We start from the raw sequence: 22789 nt of genomic DNA, 5'->3' as shown, positions 1-22789 counted from the left end.
ATATTGTTATACTCTGGTTCATTATTAAGAAAATCCTGAACTAAAATATCTATAGTGTCTCCATCTGTCACACTGTAGCGCATTTTATAATCATAACGATGGGATAAAAAATCCTCCTGTCGATTGAGTATATCCGCTATTATTTTTTTTGATTGCTGTGGTGATTTAGAAAAAATGTGCTCATAAGCACTTTGATTTTTATGGCTTACATTCATAAATCTCATTCGATTTATAATGTCTAACCCAGCAGATGTCTTGTCCCCAGCGACTAGTCTAAGAACGTCAGTAGCCCATTGCAATGATGCCCCAAAACAAATCCCATCAATGTTTTTTTCCTTGGTGTAAATCTCGTGTGTTTTTTTAAAATCAAGCTCAAGATATTTTGATAAATCCACCTTCACTTCATGCTCCTTATTTTAATGATAGACTGGCTGGATTTGATGTGCTGCTTTAAATATTTTTATATTTACTGGGTAATAAAAATGTGGGTTGTCAGTGGTGATAAATAATGCATCGAATTTAGGTCTGCTTTTTTCTGAATTTTGTACTAATGGCTGATACGGCCTGGATGGAACTTGATAATGCGTTTCAACTCTTTTTTCCTTCACACCATTTCTTGTTAAGGCCATCATCTTACGATGACAGGGTAATTATTCCCATCTTAGATAGGTAGAATTTATATCTATTAAGCTTTGTTAAAAGCCAGTATGTTTATAACTGAATTAATTAATAGGTAACTCAATGATATTGCTGTGGTATTAATTATACACACACCCTTTATCTACACTTTGATAACATAGACTTGCGGAGGCGTGAAATGAAAGTGAGCTTGTTGAAGGATATTTAATGTCTAAATTAATTTTAGCCAGTCATAAAGTAAAACCTAAAGATTGACGTCATGAGCCTATTATCAATAGGTATTACGGGAAAAGTTGTAGCTTTACCAATATCTGCGCCACACGGCTTGGGTCGTCATGCCGGCAATCACATCAAGTTGGTATGAGTGAAGTATAAATAACGCCGGAGAGTAAGACCAAATGAATAAGCTATCAGCAAATCATCTTGTGGTGCCTGGGCAGATATTATAGTCTCAAAAATCACGATGTTAGCGCCCATCTGGAACCCATATGACCGAGCAAACTCCGCTATTAACCGTTAATTCACTTTGCATCAGTACGCTGGAAGGTAAACCTTTGGTGAAGGACGCGTCATTCAGCGTTGCACGCCGGGAGATTGTTGCGCTGGTGGGGGAGTCTGGCTCAGGGAAAACCTTAACCTCGTTGGCGGTTATGGGGCTACTTCCGGCCGGCGTCCGGCAAACAGGCGGCGACGTGGCGTTTAACGGGCAGGTTGTCTCGGCGGTTGGCAAAGCCTATCCGCGCGAGCTTCGTGGGCAGCAAATTGCCACGATTTTTCAGGAACCGATGAGCAGCATGAACCCGGTGCTGAAAGTGGGAGAGCAAATCGCGGAAGTGTTGGTACGCCACCAAAAACTCAGCTGGAAGCAGGCGCATCGTGAGGCAGTCGCGTTGCTGGACAGGGTCGGGATTGTGAACCCTGAGCAGCGGGCAAAACAGTATATTCACCAGCTTTCCGGCGGTATGCGCCAGCGGGTGATGATTGCCAGCGCCATTAGCTGCAAGCCCGCGCTGCTGATTGCCGACGAACCCACCACCGCGCTGGACGTCACTATTCAGGCGCAGATTCTGGCCCTGTTGCAGGAACTGCAGCAGGACATGGCGATGGGCATTTTATTCATTACCCATGATTTGAGCGTGGTGGCCCGCTATGCAGACCGCGCCTGCGTGCTGTATCAGGGCAATATTGTTGAGCAGGGCGACGTGCCAACGTTGCTAACCCATCCGCAGGCCGACTATACCCGCAGGCTAATTGCCGCTTCTCAGCCGGAGCCTCAGCCCGCCCGGCGCAAAGACGTTACCCGTTCACCGCTGGTGCAGCTGTCGCAGCTCACCAAAAGTTACCCGCAGGCGCATGCGCTGCCGTTTTTTCCTGCCAGCCGTCAGACGGTGCTTAAACCTACCAGCCTTGAAATTGAGCGGGGCGAAATTGTCGGGCTGATCGGCGAGTCTGGTTCGGGTAAAACGACGCTCGGCAGGGCGGCGATCGGCTTAATTCCGGCCGACAGCGGCACCATTATTTTTGATGGTCTGGACGTACGTCGCGCCAGCCGTGAGCAGCAACTGGGGATGCGCCGCCGGGCGCAGATTATCTTCCAGGATCCCTACGCCAGCCTCGATCCCAAAATGGCTGTGGGTGAGCAAATTGCCGAACCGCTGCGCGTGCATAAATTAAGGCCTGCGGGGGAAGTTCAAAGCCGCGTTCGCGAATTGCTGGAGCTGGTTGGGCTGGATGCCTCGGCGGCGGATCGTCTGCCGTCGGCTTTCTCCGGCGGGCAGCGTCAGCGCATTGCGATTGCGCGCGCGCTGGCGCTTGAACCCGAGCTGCTGGTGGCCGATGAAGCCGTTTCGGCGCTCGATCTCTCCGTACGAGGCCAGATCCTGGCCTTGCTCGCCGATCTGCGGGACCGCCTGGGTTTAACCGTCCTGTTTATCAGCCATGATCTTGGGGCCGTGCGGCAGGCGTGCGATAGAGTTGCGGTGCTGTATCGCGGTGAAATAGTAGAAACCGGAGCAACAAAACAGGTGCTGGACAGGCCGCAGCATGAATACACGAAGCAACTGATTGCCGCCGCGCCGGATATTCAGCAGGCGCTGAAACTGCGAAAGGTGGGGTGACAAAGCCCTGCCTAATAACGGCCCGCAGCTAGAGGTCGATGATCACTGCAAGAGATAAATCGAAGATAGAACCTCGTGTTCTGTTTGTTATCAAGTAAATTTCACTTAAGTCCACTTTTTGTTGTGCCTATAGCGATTGGCTGTAAAATGACCGCCGGGAAAATACACGCAACGAATAGAGGGATTTATGGCAACAGGCTATTACCTCCGGGTTGGGGATCGCACCACCTGCGGTGGAAAAATACTCACTGGAGACCCCACAGTTATATGGTACGACGCTAATGCTGCCCGTGAAGGTGATTTAGTCTCCTGCGGAAAAAATCCAGGTGTCACCTATAAGATTTTAGGTGGCACGGATAGTTTTATGGATGAAACGCAGCGATTAGCGGGAACACTTGACAGTATCAGTTCATGTCCCTGTAAAGCTAGGTTCACGCTATCTATACCTGACTGCTATGTGTAAGAAACCGTTTCTTCGACAAAGTACTCAAAGGTAGTGGCAAGTTCCGCTTCAGCTAAAAAAACGCCTAAGGATAACTCAGGTGCAGAGCCTGAACAGCGTGCGCAGGCCGCGAAGAAGAAGCGTGAAATCACGCTGACCATCGGCGTGTTTTTTGATGGCACCGGCAACAACGCGAACAACAGCGGCGCCCGGCAGGCCGCCTGTACCGGTGAACATTTTGGGATGAATGATGCGGAGTCTACATCTGCGTTAGAACAGTGTATCCGGCTCAAGCGTGGAGTCAGTGGCACCGCGGCCGGAGGCTATCTCGGCTACTACAGTAACGTACACTGGCTACATACGCTTTATAACCCGGAAATAAAACCCGATACCGGAGCAGGCCAGTATGCGATTTATATTGAAGGCATTGCTACGGAAGACGGGGCAGGCGACAGTATTTACGGAATGGGAACTGGTCAGGGCGATACTGGCGTGGTGGGTAAAACCGATAAAGCAGTCGCGGCGCTTGCCGCCGGTATTCAGGGCTATTTAGACAGACACGCCGATGCCCGGTCCTGCACCATTAAAGAGCTGAAGTTTGATATTTTTGGCTTCAGCCGAGGCGCAGCAGCAGCGCGCCACTTTGCCAACCGGGTCTTCAGTCAGGAACGTGCGGTCATCGCGGCGATTAAGTCGGGGCTGGATGGTGTGGAATTTTCCGGGACGCCGGGAGGCAAAACGCGCTTTCTGGGAATATTTGATACCGTCGCCGCCATCGGGACGCCGGTTAACGGCCTCAACCCTCACAGCGCCGATACCGGGGATGTGAATTTGCTGCTAAGGCCGGGCGTAGCAGACAAGGTGTTCCATATTACCGCGCAGCACGAATGCAGGTTTAACTTCGCGCTGAACAGCGTGAAACCGGCGTGGCCGGAGCTGGCGCTGCCCGGGGCGCACTCCGACATTGGCGGTGGCTACAATCCTGCTGAGCACGAGGCCTATTTCCTTACCCGGCCACAGTTTGAAACCGTTCCCCTTCCTACACCAGATACTGAAACACAAATTTATCAGCAGACCTGCGAACAGCTCAAAGCGATGGACGGTTATCCGGCGATAGCGCCACTGCTGCACTCCGTGGAGGTCAGCATAGATACCTGGCATGACAACAAAATGCCAGCAGACCGCTACGGCACGTTGCAAAAGCGTAGCGGGGCTGCGCTGGTCATTGACCGCCCGACGAATAACGACTGGTCGAAGGTAGTGCTGAGGGTGATGCTCGATGCGGCGCAGGATGCCGGGGTGGTGTTTGATCCTATTGATGAAACTGTGCCAGATTTTGCGTTAACTGCAGATCTAAATGCTTTATGTGAAAAAGCGATGGTAATGGGCCGCGCCGTTCGGAACGGGCAGCATGCCGCCGGCTTTTCCTCGCCGGAAATTGAGATGCTGGCAGAAAAATATATTCACTGCTCGGCCAACTGGAACGGCGTGGTGCGGAACGGTCAGGGTATGATCAGTGGGGCAGTTAAACCGGCGAAGCTGGTGACATTCACCAACCGGCCGGACGAGCGCTGGCAGCGAACAATTTACGATATGGACGGGAATAAAATATGGAAATAACTCGCACAACCTGGTTTTTACCGTTGATTCTGCTGACGGCCTGCCAGGGAAAACCTTTATCAGAAACGGCTCCTCAAAATGCTATGCCGACAAAGTGGACCTTTGACTTTTTCACGCCCAAAGCGTTGCCCGCCCTTGTGACCTACGCCGTTGTTCAGGATGCCAATGGCAAAGTTTATGAGTTTAACACCCTGAACCGCACATCTACTCTGCCCGACGTTATCGGTGAGTGGAACGTCAAAGACCGTGTGTCCGGAGGCTACTGGAATCACGTTGAGCGTCCACCCCGGCATATTATTTTTTGCTGGGACTCGATTATCGATAAGAAGGTGTATGAAACTGCACTGACTATTCCTAAACCTGTCCTGGAAAAAATGCTCAGGCCGAGTGAGTTCCCCGGTTACCGGGGAAGAACGGTGTATTACGACCGAGTGCAAATTGGCCTGGCTCCAGAGGGGAAAGTGGCCGTCTGGTTACAGGGAAGTGGTTCTGAGCCTAATTACCGCGTGACGCCGTCCGTCCTGAAAACCGTATCAGGGGATAAGTTAGATATTTGCAAAGGTGTCACTCGGTTTTCTAACGGCTATGAATACGGAAAAGATACCGAGGATTTTATTAAAGATAAAAAATATCCTTACGGCCGCTGGTAGCCTGAATCACTGACACTACAAATTGACCTTAATAGCCGCCGCTAAGCAACGGTAGTTCCGGGTGGCTCGCCCATTCGTGCCAGGAGCCGACGTAAACGGCCACATCCTGGTAACCTGCAAGTTTAAGCGCAACAAGCACCGTGGCGGCGCGAGCACCACGGTGGCACCAGATTATCACTCTTTTTGACGGCGTAAACCCGGCCTCGGCGACAAGGTGGGCCAGGGCTTCGGCGGATTTAAATCGGCCATTCTCGACAACATCTTCCCAATAAAGGAGTTTTGAGCCGGGAATTCGTCCGGCTCGGGCGCAGCACTCGTGTACGAAACTGCCGTCATATTCCGTTGGCCTGCGGGCATCGAGCAGCAGCGTTGTGGCCGGATCGGCGTCGATCGTTTCGCAGCGGGTAGCGGCCAGCTGCGGCGTGGCGGGCTGGCAAACAGGGGCCCCAATAGCAGAGACAACCGCCTGCGCGCCGTTGGCAGGCATTAGTTTCCCGCCTGCAGCGGCCCAGGCATCCACGCCGCCGTCTAAAATCAGCCCGTCAGTCCCGAGGGCAAACCATAAGAACCACAGCCCACGCGGGGAACGCATCCCCACGCTTTGCTCGAAGAACACTGGCGTGGCGCCGCTCGCGATCTTTAGCTGTTGCCAGGCATGAACAAAGGCCCCGGCCATCGCGTCGTAACCTTTCGGCGTGGAGTCGGGAACAAAATAGTCGTAGACGTTCAGGCTCAGCGCGCCGGGTAATGAAGCGGTTTGCCACTGTTCCCGTTCACGCACGTCGAGTAACGCAAATTGCTCTCCGGCGGCTATGCGCCTTTGCAATTCGCTGGCGCTAATCAGCATCTGCAGCCTCCCAGCCAAAAGGCAGATTGCTGCCTTTGCCCTGGTCTACGGCAGCCTGCAGTACGCGAGCGGCAAGGGCGATATCAAACACGTTAAGGCCGAAAGAGGAAAAATAAACCTTGTCCGTTTCCGCAGGGCGCCAGCCATCGACCAGTAAATTGGTTAAATCTGCCGCGACGTTTTGTTCGTCAAAAAGCCCGGCGCGGTACATCTGGAACAGGCTTTTGGCGCTAGTGAGCTTGAAGTCGCCCCAGAGATCTACCACCACTTTGTCGGCGGCGGCAATCGTTTCAAAAGCCACTTCGTGGTAGCCAATTTGCAGCACCAGCGTCCCCGCACGCCAGATGCCAGGCCGTAAAAACGGCTCGCTGGCGCTGGTGCAGGTTATCAGCGCATCCCAGTGCAGACGCAGCGCATCGCTCAGTGTTTCAAACTGCGTGACGGGCCAGGGCAGGTCGCCAGAATGGCTAAGCATATCGGCGAGCGGCTCCGGCGTTTTATTCCAGCAGTAGACCATTTCCAGCTCGGGAAAATGTGCGGCCAGCATATCGAGATGGGCTCGAGCCTGAACGCCAGCGCCAAGCAATAAGACGCGTGAAGGACGGCGAGGAGCCGCCAGCTTTAAGACGAGGGCGGACACGGCGGCGGTGCGAGTCGCGGTCAGGCTGCCGCTTTCCACCAGGCCTATCGGCAAGCCGTTGTCCGCACGGTTAAGCAATGTCGTTGCCATAGCCTGCGGATAGCCGTCAGCAGCGCGAGGGCGATGCGCCGTCCATTTCACGCCTGTGGCATTGAACCGTCCGCCAACCCTGGCCGGAAGGGCGTAAACTTTGCCCAGCGGCGTGTCGAGGTCGACATGGGTTTCCGCCGGCATCACCGCCTCGCGACTTCTTAGCAGCCGCACGGTGTCCTCAATGTCCTGCAACGCCTTAATCGGGTCATTGCCGCCGAGTTCGGCTACCTGCTGACGGTTCACTATCTGCATGATCAGTGCTCCAGAAGTTTTTGAGCGAACGGATAAAGCGCCGGAGAGCCCCCACAGTGCATGAAAATAACGCTGCTGTCGGCGGCAATACGGCCTTCTTTTGCGAGGGTGATTAAACCGTGCATCGCTTTACCTGTGTAAACCGGATCCAGCAGCACGCCTTCTTGCTGAGCGACCTGATAAATGGCCTCAATGCCGCCGTCAGAAGGGACGCCGTAGGCGCTGCCGACGAAGCCGTCTTCAATCCAGATATCCTGCGGTTGCCAGCTTTGATCCCAGTCCAGCAGGCGGGCGCAGTCATCGGCCATCGCCGAAATACGCGTCTGGAACCAGTCGGCCTTGGCGCTCACGCTGACGCCGATAATTTTGGTTTTTGGCCAGTAGCGACGGGCGCCAACGTACAGCCCGGCGAGGGTTCCGCCGGAGCCTGTTGGGGCCACGATAATGTCCGGGGCGGATTCGCCCGCGGCGCGAAGTTGGGCATCCATTTCCTCAACGGCACGAACGTAGCCCAGCGCGCCCAGCGCCGTTGCGCCGCCAAGAGGAATGATCATCGGTTTATCACCGCGCGCTGCTGCCGCGTCGGCATGAGCCTGCATCGCGCCTTCAATTTGGGTGAAATAGCCTTCCGGGTCGAGGAACTGCAGTTCGGCACCAAACAGTTTATCCAGCAGCAGGTTGCCCTGGTAAGTCTGTGGCTCATCGCCACGTAAAACCAGCACCGGCTTCATGCCAAATTTACGCGCGGCAGCCGCGACCATTCGCGCGTGGTTAGACTGGTGCCCGCCGGTGGTGATCACCACTTTTACGCCTTCGCGACAGGCTTCGGCCATCAGGTATTCCAGTTTGCGGACTTTGTTACCGCCGCCGCCAAAACCGCTGTAATCGTCGCGCTTAATCTTTACGTTAAGGCCCAGCGTTTCGCTAAGCCGCGGCAAAGACTCCAGCGGCGTGGGGAAGAATCCTAGCGTAACACGTTCAAAATCATTCACATTTTTCATGCATTATCCTGTCTGGTTCCCGGGTGCTGGCCATCATTTAAAAGGCGAGTAGCCAGTCATTGAGCGACTGTTGGTAGCGTTGTAAGCCTCTGAGCGTGACGAATTCATTCACGCCGTGGGCGTTACCGCCGTAGCCCAGGCCGCCTATCAAAAAGGCAGGGGCAACGGCGGAGAAAGCGTAAGCAGGCGCGCAGCCGGGCGCCCAGGGCCAGATTTGCGGTTTTGCCTGCTGCTGGTGATAACTCGCCATCAGTTCAAGCACGCCCGCGTCATCAATGCTGAAGCGGTAGCCCGGATAGCTGTCCCCTGGCTCCAGCACTGCCCCAGCCAGCGACGGGCTGGCGAGCTGTTCCTTCATGCGCTGCATCAGGCGTTCGGCATCAACGATGGGCGGCGTTCTGAGCACTACATCGGCGAAGGCTTCCGGGGGGAGCACGCCTTGAGCGCCACGCGGCAGGCTGGCTATCTCCGAAACGTTCAGTACCGCGCTGCCTAGCAGATAAGCCAGATTGCCGTAGCTGTCGCCGCTGATGGAGAACTTCTCGCTGCGACGGAAAGTCAGTTCGTCGGCCAGGTTAAAGTCGAGCGCAAGGTCGTCGAGAATCGAACTGGCTTCTTCATCCAGTTCGCCCGTTTCGAGTACGCCATTAGCGTGAGGCGGCGCAAGAGTGCTTAACGCCTGTACCAGCCGCCAGACGGGATTATCGATCCACGCCGCGTTGCTGGCGTGAATCGCTGCTTTCGGCCCGCCCCAACTGCCGCCTTTGACCACCAGACGGCCACCGCTGCGGCCGGTGAAGCCCAGGTAAATTCGAGGTGCACCGCCGCCGTATTCGCACAGGGAAGGGAAAAGCACCGCTTCTGCCGGGGCAACCGGGCAAGGCTGACGGGCGAGGTAGCGCCGCAGGTTGCCGCTGCCAATTTCCTCTTCGCCTTCCAGCAGGATTTCAATGTTGGTGTGCAGGCGGCCGGAGTGATAGAGATCGCGGACCACCATCAGCATGCCCGCCAGCGGTCCTTTGTTATTTTCTGCACCGCGAGAGATAAAAACGTCGCCTTTATCCGACCAGTGTTTGAGGCCGCCGACAAACGGGTCGACCTCCCAGCCTTCTTCTTCGGCGGGCATCACGTCGTACATGTTGTACAGCACAAGGGTACGCGGCGAGCCGATATCAATCCGTGCATGCACGAGTGGCGGTGCGCTGTCATGAAACTGCTGGCTCACCGGATACAGCACTTCGGCGTCGGTTTCTTCAACCAGCCAGCGCTCAAGCCATAGCGCGAGGTCACGCTGCTGGTCGATGTTGCCCGCCACGCTGCGGAAAGGCGTCAGATGGTGCAGCAGGTCCAGCGTTGCATCGAGTGACTTCATAGCCGGATCCTCGGGTTCAGTACCACGTACAGCAAATCAATGATCAGGTTCACCACCACAAACACCAGCGCGGCCAGCAGGACAATCGCCTGTACCAGCGGGAAGTCACGGTTCTGAATGGCCTGCACCGCAAGGCGACCAATGCCGGGCCAGGCAAAAATAATTTCGGTGACCAGCGCCCCGCCGAGCAGAGAAGCAAAATACATCCCCTGAACGGTGACCACCGGAATCAGCGCATTGCGCAGGCCGTGACGGATCAGGATCCGCCACGAACTTAGTCCCTTGGCCTGCGCCGTGCGGATGTAATCCTGCGCAAGCACATCAATCAGGCTGGCGCGCACCAGACGCGCAATCGCGCTCATGTAATAGGCCCCCAGGCTGATGGCCGGCATGATCAGATGGCTGAAGGTGCCGTAGCCGCTGGAGGGCAGCCAGCGCAGATGCAGGCTGAACCAGATAATCATCAGCAGGCCGAGCCAGAACACCGGTACGGCCTGGCCGCTGAAGGCAAACAGGCGGGCGAGTAAGTCCCAGAAGTTGTTACGCCAGACGGCGCTGATAAGGCCGAGCAGCAGGCCCACCACGGTGCTCCATGCGAGCGCGGAAACGGCCAGCAGCAGCGTGGCGGGCACGCGCTGGGCGATAAGCTCGGTCACCGGCTGTTCGTAGCGCAACGACAGGCCAAGATCGCCATGCAGCAGGCCGTTCAGGTAATGACCGTATTGCCAGAGCAGCGGGCGATCGAAGCCCATCGCGTGGCGGAAGTTGTCTATTTCTTGCTGGGAAGAACCGGGTGGCATCATCACCGCGGCAGGGTCGCCGGTCAGGTGCAGGCTATAAAAGATCAGCAGCGAGACGCCAAACATCACCAGCACGGCCTGCGCGAAGCGGGAAAGAATGTAGCGCAGCATCAGTCAAGCCTCGTGTGGGTTTTACGCAGCAGGCTATCGCCGAGCAGGTTACAGCCAACAACCAGCGCCGCGATAATCAGCCCTGGCCACAGGACAAGCCATTCCGCCAGCAGCATGTAAGAGCGTCCTTCGCCAATCAGGTTGCCGAGAGTAGGCGTGGGCGGCTGGATCCCCATCCCGAGAAAGCCGATAGAGGCTTCAAGCACAATCAGCCTTGGGATATCCAACGTCAGCAGCACAACCAGCGGCGTGGCGAGGTTAGGGAGAATATGCCGCAGCAAAATACGCGGCGTGGAAAAGCCCATCGCGCGAACCGCTTCGATGTATTCCAGCTCGCGAAGCTCAAGCGTTTTGGCGCGCGCCACCCGGGCGTAAATCGCCCAACTGGTCACGCCCATGATCAGAATAATGTTTTCCAGCGAGGTGCCAAACAGCGCCATCACCAGCAAAATAAGCAAAATAAACGGCACCGCCAGCTGGATGTCCATCAGGCGCATGATGACGGCATCCAGCCAGCCGCCAATGTAGCCTGCCAGCATGCCCAGCAGGGTGCCGATAACGGCGGCAATTGCCGCCGCCAGTAACACCACCGTCAAGGAAAGGCGGGTACCCGCCAGGATCCTTGCCAGCAAATCGCGCCCGAGCTGATCGGTACCAAGCCAATGCATGCCGCTCGCCGTATCGCTGCCCGGCGGCAGGAACGTATCCGCCAGGTTGTTGGTTAACGGGTCGGGCAAAGGCAGCCACGGGGCCACCATTGCCAGCAGAATCACTATGCCAAGCAATAAGCCCCCCAGCGCACCGTCACCTGAAATCAGGCGACGAGGGCGACGGGTAAGGGCGCGTCCGGGGAAAATCATTTCAGCCTCAGGTCATACAGCGGGATACGCGCGTCGGCGCGGCCGGTAAAGGTCAGATTATCGCTATTGGCATACAGAGAATCCTCACGGTACAGCGGGATCAGCGGCTGCTCTTTGGCGACAACTTTCTGGATATCCTGCAGGATAACTTCACGCTTTTTCGCATCGACCGTGGAGCGGCTGGCGTTCAGCAGCTTATCCAGCTCAGGATTGCTGACCGTGGAGTACGGCTCGCCGGAGTGCAGGATAGGGTACAGCGCGGCATCGGCATCCAGCGTTTGGGTTGAGCCCCATGCCAGCATGTACATCTCAGCCTGTTTGCCGGAGGCCACCTGCTGGGTATAGACGGACCATTCAGGCACTTCAAGCTGCGCTTTCACGCCAATGGCGGCCAAATCCTGAACGATCGCCTGGGCGACTTCAGCGCTGGCAATATAGCGACGCGGCGCCTGGAATTTAAGCGTAAAGCCGTCCGGGTAACCCGCTTCCTTAAGCAAAGCTTTAGCTTTGGCAACATCCTGCTCAGGTGCCGGAACATTGAGGTAGCCAAAGTCCTTCGCGCCAGCCATGGTACCGGTTGGCGTGCCAAAACCATGCAGCAGCTGGCTGGTGTAGGCTTGACGATTCAGCGCCAGCGACAGTGCCTGGCGAACGCGGGCATCACTTAACGGTTTCTCACCATTCTTCAGGCCGAGGTAAATCGTCAGGCCGCCGCCTTTCACCTGCTCAAGATGAATGCCGGGCTTGTTTTTCAGCGTTGAAACCAGGTCGGCCGGAACGCTGTCAACCAGCTGTACTTCCCCTGTTAACAGGGCGGTAATGCGGGCGGTCGCTTCCGGAATTGGGCGCCATGTGACCTGGTCAATTGCCGGTTTTCCACGCCAATAATGTGGATTAGCCTGCATAACCACACGTTCATCTGGTATAAATTCTTTTAATGTATATGCTCCACTACCAATAGGTTTTCGTGCAAATTCCGCAGCACCGACTTTACTTACATAAGCGGGTGGTACGATATAGGTCGGATAGCGGCTCATGCGCGTAGGCAGAAGTGGGTCCGGGCCGTCGGTGTGGATGCGAACCTGATGGTCGCCGGTGACTTCAACCGACTTAATGGTGCGGATGTAAGAAATGGTTGGCGCGTGGTTGGCCGGGTCAAGGATGCGGTCGATGGAGAATTTCACCGCCGCAGCGTTAACCGGTTCACCGTTGGTGAAGGTGACGCCGGGGCGCAGATCGAATTGCCAGGTTGTGTCATCCAGCGCTTTCCAGGATGTTGCAAGGCCGGGCTGAAGCTGCATGTTTTTATCACGCAGGACCAGAGTATCGAAAATATTGTCCACCAGGGTGGCGGCTTCTTTAAGAAAACCCGGATCCATCGCGGTGGCGGAAGCAGGTTGGGCTATAACTAATTCACTTGCGTAGCTAAAGGGGGTTACCAGGCTAATTAATACAGCCAGAGTTGCGAGCTTACGGCCAGATGCTTTCATTGTAGTCAATCCCTATACGTTACCGTCTAAATTATTGACGGATATCGAATGTTTCGTCAGGTTAATTCGCATGGTGGTATAAATTTGTGGTAAGAGTACATGATATATCCTATATACTCCATTGATGACAAGCCAGTTATTAAACTGCAAATACAAAGTAGTTATTTTGCTATAGGAAATAAACATGCGTGGAGTGGCGTCTGAATGCCGACGTCCTCGAAGTTGATGCCCAGGGCATTGTGCTGGCCGACGGCGAGCGTATTGCCTCCAGCACGGTGATTCTGACCGCTGGCGTGCAGGCCAGTCCTTTAACGGAGCAGATTAGCGCCCCGCGTGATAAACAGGGTCGTCTGCACGTGGATGCATTTTTGCGAGTGGAAGGGCAGCCAGCCATTTTTGCCACCGGTGACGTTGCTCGTGCCGAGACGGATGATTTGGGGAACCTGGCGCTGATGACCTGCCAGCATGCCATCATGCTGGGCCGCTTTGTGGGCTATAACGTGGCGGCAAGCCTGCTGGACGTGGCGCCGTTGCCTTATCGCCAGATTAACTACGTCACCTGCCTCGACCTCGGCAACTGGGGCGCGGTATTCACTGAAGGCTGGGAGCAGAAGGTGACCCACGTGCGTGAAGAGGCGAAGAAAATTAAGCTGTCGATTACCCAGGAACTGATTTATCCGACGGTGGCAGACAGAAAAATCGCCTTTGAAACGGCGGATCCGTTAGCGCCGTTCGTTTAAGGGATTTATCATGCTGCCGAATGTTTATCAGGAGGCAGCATGGCCAACGACATCACTTTTTTCCGCCGCTTTGAGCACGACATTGTCGCCGGACTCAAAACCATTACCCTGCGCGACAGCAGCGAATCCCATTTCCAGCCGGGCCAGCGTTTGCGCGTGGGCCGCTACGAAGATGACGTCTATTTCTGTACTATCGATGTGATCGGCGTGACGCCGGTACTGCTTGATGATTTGGACGATGAACACGCCCGCCAGGAGAACATGACGCTGGCAGAGCTTAAACAGGTGATTGGTGAAATTTACCCAGGGCTGAATGCGCTGTACGAAATTTCATTCCGGCTGGTGAGCGTGGCCTGATAATCCCTGCCCAGTACGTTATTGCCAGAGATTAGCAGGCTGGAAGGGAGGTAATCGTGCGTTTGCTCGTATTGGCGGCTGGTAGTATCCATGATACATCCCGCGCGAAAACAACAATACATCATGCAAAATCATTTTTTAAAACAGATTCAGCATTACCTGAGGGACTTTGAAAACCCGGCGCTGGCGGCTCAGGTGCCTCAGGCTCTTGCCGATTACCTTTTTACCCATCAGGCGTTTCTGGACGAGAGCGATATCACGCTCGATTTGATCAATGCCCTGGGTGACTGGCTGGAAGGTAAACAGCAAAACCTCAATCAACTTTACCTGTCACTTTATCTTTTCTGGCTGAGCGCGCTGGCGCGAAACGGTATCGACATTTTTTATTTTGGCGAGCTGGACAAGCTGCAAATGCTGGGCGCGCGCCTCAGAGACTCCGCCATCAATAACCTCTACTACCTGAGTCATGAAGAGACGGATCAGCAGGAAATCGCCGCTTTTCATGACAAAATCACCGCCAGCGCTGCCCCTTTTATTCTTTACGATCCGCAGGGATTAAAACTGGCTTTAGCGGTTGAACATCCTCAGGTCATAGGCTGTATTCCGTTTTACGACTTACTGATCGACAATTATATTCCCGCCAGCGGCGAAGCCATTCAGTACACGCATTTGCTCGCCCAGCAGTACATATCGCTGGCTAATCCGCAAATTAGCACGGTGATTATTGGTAATTCCTACAGCTTTTTTGGCTTCCCTGATGCGTTGCTGGCAAACAGCGTCAATATGTCAGCTCAAAGTCTGGGGCTAAAGCAGGCCCGGCAATTAACGGCGCATATTATTGAGCGTTATCCACACGTGCAAAACTTTGTGTATTGCCTGGGCTTCTTTGACTTATACAGCGACCTGCTGAAAACAAAAGATGATTTTAACCAGCAGATTATCCACGCCTGGAGTCAGCTCAACAGCCATTACAGTATAAAGCCAGAAGAAGGGATAAGCGCCGATGGTATGCAGGTGTTTAGCCGGCTGGTGATGCCGACGCCAGTGCAGGGGCAAACGATAAATGGACTCGAGGACGATAACGTCAGGGCACAAGTTTGCGAGTCAGCACGGCTAATCTTTGCCCGCAGTGACGCACTCCCGGCCGTGCAGCAGCAAGAGGAAGCGCAAAAGCGGGGGATTTCACACTCGAAATCAGTGAAGCACCGGGTAACCCTTGAGGAGAATCAATGGCTTGTGGCTGAGCTGAGCGTTAAGTTGGCGACGCAAGGCAAGTATGCCGTCTGGCTGACTCCGCCTTTCCCGGCGGCCTACGTGGACAATATTGATGCTGAGATGAAAAAAACGCATCGCCGTTATTTTTCCGACCTTGAAGCGGCGCATTCACGTTTTATCGATCTCTCAGAACATCCGGACTTTGCGCGCGAAGATTTCCGGGACGGTGACCACCTGAATTATTTGGGGGCTGGAAAAATGATTGTCGTTCTGCGGGCGCTGAACGTGGTGCTTTAACCGCTGGAGACATTGCTTTTCGGCTGGTAACCACAAGGAGGGAACATCACGCTTCTCTCTCCTTGTCAGCAACAACAAGGGAAGGGTAAACCCTTCCCCGGTTTCAATGCTATCAGGCCGGCTGGCTGGCCTGTTTCAACATCTGGTAAAGCTCTTGTTTTACCCTCAGTTTTTCTTTCTTCATCTGCACGACTTCATCGTTATATCCCGTCCCTTGCGGCCCCTCCTTGCGCATAATCTCGCTATCGAGACGGTTGTGTTTATTACACAGGCTGAGAAAGCGGGGGTTTTCGGACTTCAGGTGGGAAATCAAATCACGGTACTCAGGAAACATGTCAGGCCTCCCTGGTCAGATGGTAGGTGAATGGATGGACATCTGGCTGATGTCAACCTCAGTGTAGAACCGGATTTGCGATAAGGGAAAGGACAAAAAAGTATCGTTTTGTCAATTTGCGATCGCGGTAGCGCAGTACTGAAATGCATGTCATTCTCATTTTCACGCCAACAGGTTAACGCCGCAAAATGATAAAGACAGGCGGCATGGCGTGCTCTAAGATATGTCTATGATATATCTTACACATCTAAAAGGTACGCTATGACAACGCAAAACAACGCTAAAAAAGTGCCGGTTCGGGTTCGTAATGAACTGAAGTTTCGTGAATTAACTGTCAAAACGAAAACGCTGATTGCCAATACGTTTTACCGCCTGGTTTTCACCAGCCCACAGCTGGCGAATTTCTCTTCTCACGGATTCGACGACCATATTAAAGTCTTCTTCCCGGCCGAAAATGGCGAATTCACTCCACCGCAGGTCACTAGCGAGGGCATTGTCTGGGGCGAGGGCGCGCGTCCACAGTCGCGGGACTACACGCCGCTGGACTTCGACGCGGAGCGCTGCGAATTAACGATTGATTTCTATCTGCACGACGGCGGGGTCGCCAGCAGCTGGGCAAAAGACGCACAGCAGAACGACAAGCTGTTCATCGGTGGCCCGCGTGGTTCTCTGGTCACCCCAACGGACTATCACTGGCAGCTGTACGTGACCGATGAAAGCGGGCTGCCTGCCGTTCGCCGTCGTCTGCAGTCGCTTAGCCCGAATGTACAGGTCGAAGTTCTGGTCAACTGCCACAATACCGACAGCCTGGACTATCTGCGCGAATTTTCAGCGGCAAAAGTGCAGGTGTTAACATACGGGGAAATCGCCGGGTACCTGAAGCACGCGGAGATCCCTGCTGACGACTACTACATCTGGATTGTGGGCGAAGGAAAGCAGGCGAAAGCGCTGGGTGATTACCTGCTGGAAGAGCGTGGCCTGGACGCCGATCTGGTGCGTGCCGTCGCCTACTGGCATGACAAATAAGGGCACGAACTATGCGTATTCATCATCTGAGACAGCACAAGTGCGAGCGCCACGAATCCCATCGCGGCAGGGGTGGTCATGGCCGTCATGAGCAAAGCCACCCGGAAGGACGCGCCCGCCATCGTCGCGAACGTCTGTTTGACGCCAACGATATCCGCCTGCTGATTCTGCATCTTTTAGCTGGCGGCCCGGCGCACGGTTATGAGCTTATAAAGTCCATTGAAAGCCTGGCGAAGGGGGAATACGTGCCGAGCCCCGGCATCATTTACCCGAACCTGACGCTGATGGAGGAAATGGGCTTTATCACGGTGGGCGAAGGGCAAAGCGGGAAAAAATCCTTCACGTTGACGGAGGAAGGAAAAGCCTCGCTTGCACAGCAGCAATCCGAACTGGAGGCGGTGACCACCAGGCTGGCCACCCTCGGCGTTCTCGGCGACAACCGCCGTTTGCCTGAAGTGCAGCGCGCGATTCATAACTTCAAAACGGCGCTGCATGCCAAACTGGGCAGCACTGAGCTTTCGAAAGAGACGCTGTACAAAATCATCGACACGCTGGATCAGGCGGCAAAAGATATCGAACGAAGCTAGAGCGAGGCAGGGCGTGAACGTTCAACGCCCTGACTTGCTATTTGATCCCTGCGGCGTACCATACCGTTTTCAAAGTCGGAAAATATGTGCCGCAGTGAACAATCCTGATAGCGTTTTTCAGCGTCTGACGCGCTCCCCGTTTCGCCAGCGTTTCCAGCTCGGCCCAAAAGAACGCCAGTACTGTATCGATAAAGGCCCCGAAACCGTCACCCGCCACGCCGAAGAGTTTATCGCCCGCCGCCTGGCTCCTGCCGAACCGAAAAATGACGGCAAACAAACGCCCATGCGCGGCCACCCGGTTTTTATTGCCCAGCACGCCACCGCGACCTGCTGTAGAGGCTGCCTGGCTAAATGGCACGCGATACCCGCGGGACGAGCGTTGACCGATGAAGAACAGCGCTACGTGGTGGGCATTTTATATCGCTGGCTGACGGCACAAATGACGGGGCAAAAGCCCTAAGCTCAATGCCGTAGGGAATTACCGTTTTGCTGCGGCGGGGCGTGATTTTTCGAAGCGAATATCTTCGCCGTCTTGCCCCCCCACAGGCCGCCAGCCGTGGCGCTGATAGAACGCGGCGGCGCGGCTGCTTGCCGCCGTTTCCAGCCAAATTGTTGGGTGTTCAGCCAACAGAAACGCCTCGGCTTTTTTCAGCAGCAATTTCCCAACGCCCTGGCCTTCAAACTGCGGCAGGACGAACATCGCAAACAGGCAGGCTTCTTCGGCAATCGCCATGGCAAAACCCGCAGGCTTACCATCAACGTCGGCCAGCCAGATGCTCGGAGATTCGGCAATAATATCGGCAACAGTCTGTGGGGTGATGCCCATTTCGGCCATTTCTTCGCGCGAAAGATGGTTTTCATTGACGCTGGTTCGGATGCTGAAAATCGTCTCGATATCGGCCAGCGCGGCATTCCGAAGGGTCAGGGTAGGTGACATAAAATTCCTTTTTAAATACCCCCCGGCTTAGCCGGAGGGAAAACGCTTACTGGAAGCTGTAGCTGACGTTAACGCCCACGCCGTAGTTACGGCCAGGCGCTGGCTCGAAATAGCGGCCATTGCCTTCATTGACAATCACCGAGCCGACGTAATCGCGGTCGAACAGATTATCAACCCGCCCCCAGATGTCCAGCAGCCAGTTTTGCTGCAGCTGAAGCTTGTAGCCGGTGTTCAATCCCACGGTGGTGTAGGTCGGGGCTTTGGCATCGTTCTGATCGTCCGCCTGGATATCGCTCATGTAGCGAACGTCCGCGCCCGCATACCAACCATCTTCAGGCGCGTAGCCAAACGACGCGTAACCCATGTTGCGGGCGATGCCCGGCATCCGGTTGCCGTTGCAGTCGTTTGTGCCACAAACGTTGCTGCGGTAGGTGGCATCGAGGTACGTCCAGGCCATTTTCAACCGCCAGTCTGCGGCGAACTGCTGATCCAAAGAGAGCTCAAGTCCACGGCGGCGAGTTTCACCGGCATTTTTATAGGTTGTGCGCCCGCCGCTGCTTTGATCGACCACGATCTCGTTATCGGTGTCGGTCTGGAACAGGGCGGCGGTAAACAGGCCGTTGCCGATGCGGTTTTTACTGCCAACCTCAACCGTGGTGCTGGTCGAGGGCTGCAGAGCAAAGTTCAGCCCGGACGCGCCGTTGTCGCGGTAAGAAAGCTCGTTGATGGTTGGCGTTTCAAACCCACGGCCTGCGGAAGTGTAAACATTCCAGCCATCGTTGACGGCATATTTTAACGAGGCGGCAGGTAACCATTTGTGATAGCTGGCGTTTCCGCTGTCGTCGCCGTTTTTCCCCACGATGTAATAGTCGTTGGAGTCAAAGTAGACCGAGCTGTAGCGCACGCCCGCATCCAGACTGAGTTTGTCGGTCAACTGCCACGTGGTTTGCAGGTACGGGTCGAGGTTCCACATCAGATTACGTTCGTTACGGCGCAGATTGCCTTGCTCACCCAGCACCGTGGCGCCGTTCACCGTGACAAAGTTCTCATAGCCTTTGCGATTTTCGGTCATCGTCTCGTAGTCCAGCCCGGTAGTGAAGCTGACCGGGACGCTGCCAAGTTCGCCGTTGTGCGTCCAGCGGGTATCAATGCCCTGGTAATGCCTTGCCAGCTGGATCACGCCGCCGGGATGAGTAGGGCTTTTCTGGACTGCCGCAGGAATGGATTGAAACTGCGTGGTCTCACGCACGCCCGCGTACATCGTCACGCTTAAATCATCGCGCTCGCTGAGCTGCCGGTCATAGCGCAGGCCGCCCTGGGTTTGCTTAGTTGTTTTTCGCGTATTGTACTGATCGGCGCGGGGCGCCTGCGTTGGGTTATCGTGCCACTCTTGTTCGGTCAGGCCGCCTGGATCGTTGGCGTCAATGTCCACGCTGTTGAACAGCAAAGTCAGCTTGCTGACATCGTTCAGGCGAACGCCAAGCTTCGCATTGCCGAGGTTTTTCTGCGCGCTGCTGTGGTCGCGGTAACCGTGCGTAGTAAAGCGCGAGGCGGAAATCGCGTAGTCCACATCCCCGGCCTGCGTGCCGTCGCCGGTTGAGCCGGTGGCTTTCACGCTGTTGCGCCAGCTGCCAAAACTGCCGTAATAGCTGCTGGCCTCGATTGTCGGCGGCTGGCGGCCTGTTTCCGTTTTGACGTTAACCACTCCGCCGGAAGAGTTGCCGTAGAGCGCGGAAAACGGGCCGCGAAGCACTTCCACGCTGTCCACGCTGTTCAAATCGATATTGGACGTTTGCCCCTGGCCATCGGGCATGGTGGCCGGGATACCGTCCACATAAATACGCACGCCGCGTACGCCGTACATTGAGCGCGAGCCAAAGCCACGCACCGAAAGCTGCAAATCTTGAGCGTAGTTCTGGCGGTTCTGAATTTGCAGTCCGGGCACGCCGCCAAGATTTTCCGAAAGATTGATACGCGGCGCGGCCAGGCGCAGGTCATCGCCTGAAACCACGCTCACTGCGGCTGGCGTATCGAGTTCGGAAACTGTCGTGGGCTTGGCGGTCACCAGCAGCGTGGATTCACCTTTGGCCTGTGTTTCAGCGGCTTGCGTAAAGCCCGGGGTTAACGCCGGGATCAGGAGAAGGGAAAGGGCGGTTTTATGTGTATGGAGCGTCTTTTTCTGGGGTGTCTTCATCAGGGGGTATTTTACGGCATGCGCATTTGTCAGGATCGTGAACTGTATATGTTAGTGCTTGTGTTTAAATTTTGAAAATTATTAACGCACGTAACGTTAACAATGGGTTATGAGTGATGAAAGAAACGGCAAAATATTTTTAATTTTTACTGCATCCAGCGGCACAGCCTCAAACGTATATCAGAATGTGAGCAACTCTCTTGCTCCCTACAATTGAGGAATTCAACATGAACAAGTATTTTGCTTCCGCCGTGTGCGCCTCTGCTTTTTTCAGTACTTTGAGCATTGCCTCAATGACGAATGATTCCGTGATGGTGGGCGGTGCCGCGATGTATCCGTCAAAAAACATTGTTGAAAACGCCGTGAATTCCAAAGATCACACCACGCTGGTCGCGGCGGTGAAGGCCGCCGGTTTAGTGGATACGCTGCAAAGCAAAGGGCCGTTTACCGTCTTTGCCCCAACCGACGCCGCGTTTGCCAAACTGCCTGCGGGCACGGTCAGTAATTTGATCAAGCCGGAAAATAAAGCCACGCTGACCAGCATCCTGACCTATCACGTGGTAGCCGGAAAATACGATATGAAAGCGCTGGAGAAAAAAATCCAGCAGGGCGGCGGGAGCGCGGAATTAAAAACCGTGAACGGCCAACCGCTGTGGTTCATGAATAACGGCCCGCACAATATTCAAATTAAAGATGCGAAAGGCAACCTCGCGAATATCAGTACTTATGATGTGAACCAGAAAAATGGCGTTATTGACGTCATTGATACCGTACTGATGCCGAAGTGAGTGTCTATACTCGATTCAGGCCTGTCGCCTGGTCGAGAAAAATATGGATAAAACTCTGGTAGAACAGCAGGTAAAACTAATGCAGGCGGTTGCTGAAGGCGACCGCCGCGCATTTGAACAACTCTATCGTCTGACTTCGCCCCATCTTTTTGCCGTCGCGCTGCGCACCGTTCAGCGGCGGGCGTGGGCGGAAGAAATTCTGCATGATGCATTTCTTACGGTGTGGAACCGGGCTTCAGGCTACGACCCGGCATTGAGCTCCCCCGTGACCTGGCTGACCCATATTGTTCGCAATCGCTGCATCGACTGGCTTCGCAGCGGCCAATCCCGCGCCGCAAATCAAGAAGATGAACTCAGCGATAACGCCGTCGATATGGAAAGTGAAGAGGATAACGGCTGGTGTGACGAACAGCAGGCAGGGCGCCTGCGTGGCTGCCTGGAAGGACTCAGCAGCGAACAGCGGCAAAGCGTGGTGCTGGCCTACTATCAGGGCATGTCCCACGGTGATATCGCCGACTGGCTGCAGCAGCCGCTCGGCACGGTAAAAAGTTGGATCCGCAGGGCGCTGGATCACCTTAAGGATTGCGTCGGACTATGAACAGCAGCCAACAAAGAGATAACGCCCTGGCCTCTGAATACGCGCTGGGTACGCTGCGCGGGAGTGCCAGGTTGCGCTTCGAAAAGCGTCTCCAGGCCGAGCCGGAGCTTGCCGCGCTCGTAGGTCGCTGGCAAACCTTGCTTGGCGGGCTGGACAGCCATATCCAACCGCAACGCCCGCCGGAAACCGTCTGGAAGAAAATTCAGCTTAGCCTGCCGCCTGAGCGTAACGTCGTTGTACCTTCCCGCTGGAGCTGGAACTACCTTGGCTGGGCGCTCGCCGCCGGGCTTGCCGCCGTGGCGCTGTTGCCCTATTTCAGCCCCAAAGCGCCTGAGCTTGCGCCGCTTATGGTGCTTAACGGTGCCAGCCAGCAGGGGCAGTGGCTGGTTAGCGCCGACAGCGACCGGAAAACGCTACGCCTGACGCCGCTGCAGCTCGCTTCCGTCTCGGCCAGCAATAGCCTGCAGCTGTGGGCTATTCCGGTTGGTGCGAAGCCCGTCTCGCTGGGGCTTTTGGACAATAAAGCGGTGACGCAGGTCAGTAACGGAAACGTGACGTTGTCACGAGGTGTGACGATCGCCATCAGTCTGGAGCCGCAGGGCGGTTCGCCGACCGGGCAGCCAACAGGTCCGGTAGTGTATAGCGGGGTACTGTAGGAAAATTGGGGGTGAGTTATTTGCTCTATAGCCGCATGTGACCTCGATAAGGTTTCGTTCACTTCCAGTCCTGTTTCACATGTCACCACAGAACTTGTGAACGACTCGGGGAAATCACCGTCATTT

The 22789-nt window shown here is 55.1% G+C and carries 23 protein-coding genes and 1 pseudogene; 13 read left to right on the top strand and 11 right to left on the bottom strand.

Features of this window, described 5'->3' with window-relative positions:
• On the bottom strand, nt 1-401 hold a 401-nt coding region (locus CNE01S_RS21920; protein ID WP_156479843.1), incomplete at its 3' end, for a hypothetical protein.
• 726 nt (nt 402-1127) lie between these two features.
• Here CNE01S_RS21920 and CNE01S_RS21915 point away from each other — a divergent pair.
• From CNE01S_RS21915 to CNE01S_RS21905, 4 genes are all read left to right on the top strand, one after another.
• The gene (locus CNE01S_RS21915; RefSeq protein WP_061278535.1) at nt 1128-2756 is read left to right on the top strand and encodes a dipeptide ABC transporter ATP-binding protein; all 1629 of its coding nucleotides are present in this window, start codon (nt 1128-1130) and stop codon (nt 2754-2756) included.
• Nucleotides 2757-2943: 187 nt separating this feature from the next.
• Nucleotides 2944-3219 carry a PAAR domain-containing protein gene (locus CNE01S_RS26100; protein ID WP_425430207.1) on the top strand — a complete coding sequence of 92 codons (276 nt, stop codon included), beginning with the start codon at nt 2944-2946 and terminating at the stop codon, nt 3217-3219.
• A gap of 33 nt (nt 3220-3252) precedes the next feature.
• Nucleotides 3253-4818: a T6SS phospholipase effector Tle1-like catalytic domain-containing protein gene (locus tag CNE01S_RS21910; protein WP_425430206.1), complete on the top strand. Its 1566-nt coding sequence runs from the start codon at nt 3253-3255 to the stop codon at nt 4816-4818.
• On the top strand, nt 4809-5468 hold the full coding sequence (locus CNE01S_RS21905) for a DUF2931 family protein (RefSeq protein ID WP_061278533.1): 660 nt from the start codon (nt 4809-4811) through the stop codon (nt 5466-5468). The genes CNE01S_RS21910 and CNE01S_RS21905 overlap by 10 nt, the downstream gene beginning before the upstream one ends.
• A 28-nt stretch (nt 5469-5496) precedes the next feature.
• On the opposite strand, the gene CNE01S_RS21900 is transcribed toward CNE01S_RS21905, so the two are convergent.
• From CNE01S_RS21900 to CNE01S_RS21870, 7 genes are read right to left on the bottom strand one after another with little or no spacing between them, the layout of a single operon-like run.
• Nucleotides 5497-6315, bottom strand: coding sequence for a sulfurtransferase (locus CNE01S_RS21900; protein ID WP_061278531.1), 819 nt, complete (start codon nt 6313-6315; stop codon nt 5497-5499).
• Nucleotides 6305-7300: an ornithine cyclodeaminase family protein gene (locus tag CNE01S_RS21895; RefSeq protein WP_061278529.1), complete on the bottom strand. Its 996-nt coding sequence runs from the start codon at nt 7298-7300 to the stop codon at nt 6305-6307. The genes CNE01S_RS21900 and CNE01S_RS21895 overlap by 11 nt, the downstream gene beginning before the upstream one ends.
• Before the next feature lie 2 nt (nt 7301-7302).
• Entirely contained in the window at nt 7303-8301 is a 999-nt protein-coding gene (locus CNE01S_RS21890) for a 1-aminocyclopropane-1-carboxylate deaminase/D-cysteine desulfhydrase (RefSeq protein WP_061278527.1), read from the bottom strand.
• Between the two features lie 37 nt (nt 8302-8338).
• Nucleotides 8339-9673: a M20/M25/M40 family metallo-hydrolase gene (locus CNE01S_RS21885; RefSeq protein WP_061278525.1), complete on the bottom strand. Its 1335-nt coding sequence runs from the start codon at nt 9671-9673 to the stop codon at nt 8339-8341.
• Nucleotides 9670-10584, bottom strand: a complete 915-nt coding sequence (locus CNE01S_RS21880; protein ID WP_061278523.1) for an ABC transporter permease — start codon at nt 10582-10584, stop codon at nt 9670-9672. The genes CNE01S_RS21885 and CNE01S_RS21880 overlap by 4 nt, the downstream gene beginning before the upstream one ends.
• Nucleotides 10584-11444, bottom strand: coding sequence for an ABC transporter permease (locus CNE01S_RS21875; protein ID WP_061278520.1), 861 nt, complete (start codon nt 11442-11444; stop codon nt 10584-10586). The genes CNE01S_RS21880 and CNE01S_RS21875 overlap by 1 nt, the downstream gene beginning before the upstream one ends.
• On the bottom strand, nt 11441-12934 hold the full coding sequence (locus tag CNE01S_RS21870; RefSeq protein ID WP_061278518.1) for an ABC transporter substrate-binding protein: 1494 nt from the start codon (nt 12932-12934) through the stop codon (nt 11441-11443). The genes CNE01S_RS21875 and CNE01S_RS21870 overlap by 4 nt, the downstream gene beginning before the upstream one ends.
• 188 nt (nt 12935-13122) lie before the next feature.
• Here CNE01S_RS21870 and CNE01S_RS21865 point away from each other — a divergent pair.
• From CNE01S_RS21865 to CNE01S_RS21855, 3 genes and pseudogenes are all read left to right on the top strand, one after another.
• Nucleotides 13123-13674: pseudogene (locus CNE01S_RS21865) on the top strand (FAD-dependent oxidoreductase); the annotation flags it as partial.
• 39 nt (nt 13675-13713) lie between these two features.
• Complete coding sequence (yqfB, locus tag CNE01S_RS21860) at nt 13714-14031, top strand: N(4)-acetylcytidine aminohydrolase (protein ID WP_061278515.1); 318 nt, start codon at nt 13714-13716, stop codon at nt 14029-14031.
• A gap of 123 nt (nt 14032-14154) precedes the next feature.
• A complete protein-coding gene (locus tag CNE01S_RS21855) occupies nt 14155-15543 on the top strand; it encodes a hypothetical protein (protein ID WP_061278512.1) in 1389 nt (462 codons plus the stop codon).
• Nucleotides 15544-15655: 112 nt separating this feature from the next.
• Here the strand turns inward: CNE01S_RS21855 and CNE01S_RS21850 are convergent, their stop codons facing one another.
• A complete protein-coding gene (locus tag CNE01S_RS21850; RefSeq protein ID WP_038472217.1) occupies nt 15656-15877 on the bottom strand; it encodes an HP1242/YdcH family protein in 222 nt (73 codons plus the stop codon).
• Between the two features lie 261 nt (nt 15878-16138).
• On the opposite strand from CNE01S_RS21850, the gene CNE01S_RS21845 reads away from it, so the two are divergent.
• From CNE01S_RS21845 to CNE01S_RS21835, 3 genes are all read left to right on the top strand, one after another.
• Entirely contained in the window at nt 16139-16903 is a 765-nt protein-coding gene (locus CNE01S_RS21845) for a siderophore-interacting protein (protein ID WP_061278510.1), read from the top strand.
• Between the two features lie 11 nt (nt 16904-16914).
• Complete coding sequence (locus CNE01S_RS21840; protein WP_061278508.1) at nt 16915-17490, top strand: PadR family transcriptional regulator; 576 nt, start codon at nt 16915-16917, stop codon at nt 17488-17490.
• Nucleotides 17491-17584: 94 nt separating this feature from the next.
• Nucleotides 17585-17950, top strand: a complete 366-nt coding sequence (locus CNE01S_RS21835; protein ID WP_061278505.1) for a DUF4186 domain-containing protein — start codon at nt 17585-17587, stop codon at nt 17948-17950.
• 18 nt (nt 17951-17968) lie between these two features.
• Here the strand turns inward: CNE01S_RS21835 and CNE01S_RS21830 are convergent, their stop codons facing one another.
• A complete protein-coding gene (locus CNE01S_RS21830; protein ID WP_061278503.1) occupies nt 17969-18427 on the bottom strand; it encodes a GNAT family N-acetyltransferase in 459 nt (152 codons plus the stop codon).
• Between the two features lie 46 nt (nt 18428-18473).
• Entirely contained in the window at nt 18474-20621 is a 2148-nt protein-coding gene (gene pqqU / locus CNE01S_RS21825) for a TonB-dependent receptor PqqU (protein WP_061278501.1), read from the bottom strand.
• 227 nt (nt 20622-20848) lie between these two features.
• Here pqqU and CNE01S_RS21820 point away from each other — a divergent pair, with 227 nt between their 5' ends.
• Genes CNE01S_RS21820 through CNE01S_RS21810 form a run of 3 tightly spaced genes read left to right on the top strand, consistent with a single transcriptional unit; the run spans nt 20849 to nt 22663 of the window.
• The gene (locus CNE01S_RS21820) at nt 20849-21409 is read left to right on the top strand and encodes a fasciclin domain-containing protein (RefSeq protein ID WP_038472228.1); all 561 of its coding nucleotides are present in this window, start codon (nt 20849-20851) and stop codon (nt 21407-21409) included.
• Between the two features lie 43 nt (nt 21410-21452).
• Nucleotides 21453-22007, top strand: coding sequence for an RNA polymerase sigma factor (locus CNE01S_RS21815; RefSeq protein ID WP_061278499.1), 555 nt, complete (start codon nt 21453-21455; stop codon nt 22005-22007).
• Nucleotides 22004-22663, top strand: coding sequence for an anti-sigma factor (locus CNE01S_RS21810; protein WP_061278497.1), 660 nt, complete (start codon nt 22004-22006; stop codon nt 22661-22663). Before CNE01S_RS21815 ends, CNE01S_RS21810 begins: the two co-directional genes overlap by 4 nt.
• Nucleotides 22664-22789 lie beyond the last annotated feature (126 nt).

The sequence above is a fragment of the Cedecea neteri NBRC 105707 = ATCC 33855 genome, assembly GCF_001571265.1.
GTDB classification, from domain to species: Bacteria; Pseudomonadota; Gammaproteobacteria; order Enterobacterales; family Enterobacteriaceae; genus Cedecea; species Cedecea neteri.
This window is presented reverse-complemented; position numbering and strand designations above follow the sequence as displayed.

Coding starts and splice junctions, on each gene's coding strand:
- CNE01S_RS21915 (WP_061278535.1), top strand. CDS start 1,128: ATGACCGAGCAAACTCCGCTATTAACCGTTAATTCACTTTGCATCAGT.
- CNE01S_RS26100 (WP_425430207.1), top strand. CDS start 2,944: ATGGCAACAGGCTATTACCTCCGGGTTGGGGATCGCACCACCTGCGGT.
- CNE01S_RS21905 (WP_061278533.1), top strand. CDS start 4,809: ATGGAAATAACTCGCACAACCTGGTTTTTACCGTTGATTCTGCTGACG.
- CNE01S_RS21900 (WP_061278531.1), bottom strand. CDS start 6,315: ATGCTGATTAGCGCCAGCGAATTGCAAAGGCGCATAGCCGCCGGAGAG.
- CNE01S_RS21895 (WP_061278529.1), bottom strand. CDS start 7,300: ATGCAGATAGTGAACCGTCAGCAGGTAGCCGAACTCGGCGGCAATGAC.
- CNE01S_RS21890 (WP_061278527.1), bottom strand. CDS start 8,301: ATGAAAAATGTGAATGATTTTGAACGTGTTACGCTAGGATTCTTCCCC.
- CNE01S_RS21885 (WP_061278525.1), bottom strand. CDS start 9,673: ATGAAGTCACTCGATGCAACGCTGGACCTGCTGCACCATCTGACGCCT.
- CNE01S_RS21880 (WP_061278523.1), bottom strand. CDS start 10,584: ATGCTGCGCTACATTCTTTCCCGCTTCGCGCAGGCCGTGCTGGTGATG.
- CNE01S_RS21875 (WP_061278520.1), bottom strand. CDS start 11,444: ATGATTTTCCCCGGACGCGCCCTTACCCGTCGCCCTCGTCGCCTGATT.
- CNE01S_RS21870 (WP_061278518.1), bottom strand. CDS start 12,934: ATGAAAGCATCTGGCCGTAAGCTCGCAACTCTGGCTGTATTAATTAGC.
- yqfB (WP_061278515.1), top strand. CDS start 13,714: ATGGCCAACGACATCACTTTTTTCCGCCGCTTTGAGCACGACATTGTC.
- CNE01S_RS21855 (WP_061278512.1), top strand. CDS start 14,155: ATGCAAAATCATTTTTTAAAACAGATTCAGCATTACCTGAGGGACTTT.
- CNE01S_RS21850 (WP_038472217.1), bottom strand. CDS start 15,877: ATGTTTCCTGAGTACCGTGATTTGATTTCCCACCTGAAGTCCGAAAAC.
- CNE01S_RS21845 (WP_061278510.1), top strand. CDS start 16,139: ATGACAACGCAAAACAACGCTAAAAAAGTGCCGGTTCGGGTTCGTAAT.
- CNE01S_RS21840 (WP_061278508.1), top strand. CDS start 16,915: ATGCGTATTCATCATCTGAGACAGCACAAGTGCGAGCGCCACGAATCC.
- CNE01S_RS21830 (WP_061278503.1), bottom strand. CDS start 18,427: ATGTCACCTACCCTGACCCTTCGGAATGCCGCGCTGGCCGATATCGAG.
- pqqU (WP_061278501.1), bottom strand. CDS start 20,621: ATGAAGACACCCCAGAAAAAGACGCTCCATACACATAAAACCGCCCTT.
- CNE01S_RS21820 (WP_038472228.1), top strand. CDS start 20,849: ATGAACAAGTATTTTGCTTCCGCCGTGTGCGCCTCTGCTTTTTTCAGT.
- CNE01S_RS21815 (WP_061278499.1), top strand. CDS start 21,453: ATGGATAAAACTCTGGTAGAACAGCAGGTAAAACTAATGCAGGCGGTT.
- CNE01S_RS21810 (WP_061278497.1), top strand. CDS start 22,004: ATGAACAGCAGCCAACAAAGAGATAACGCCCTGGCCTCTGAATACGCG.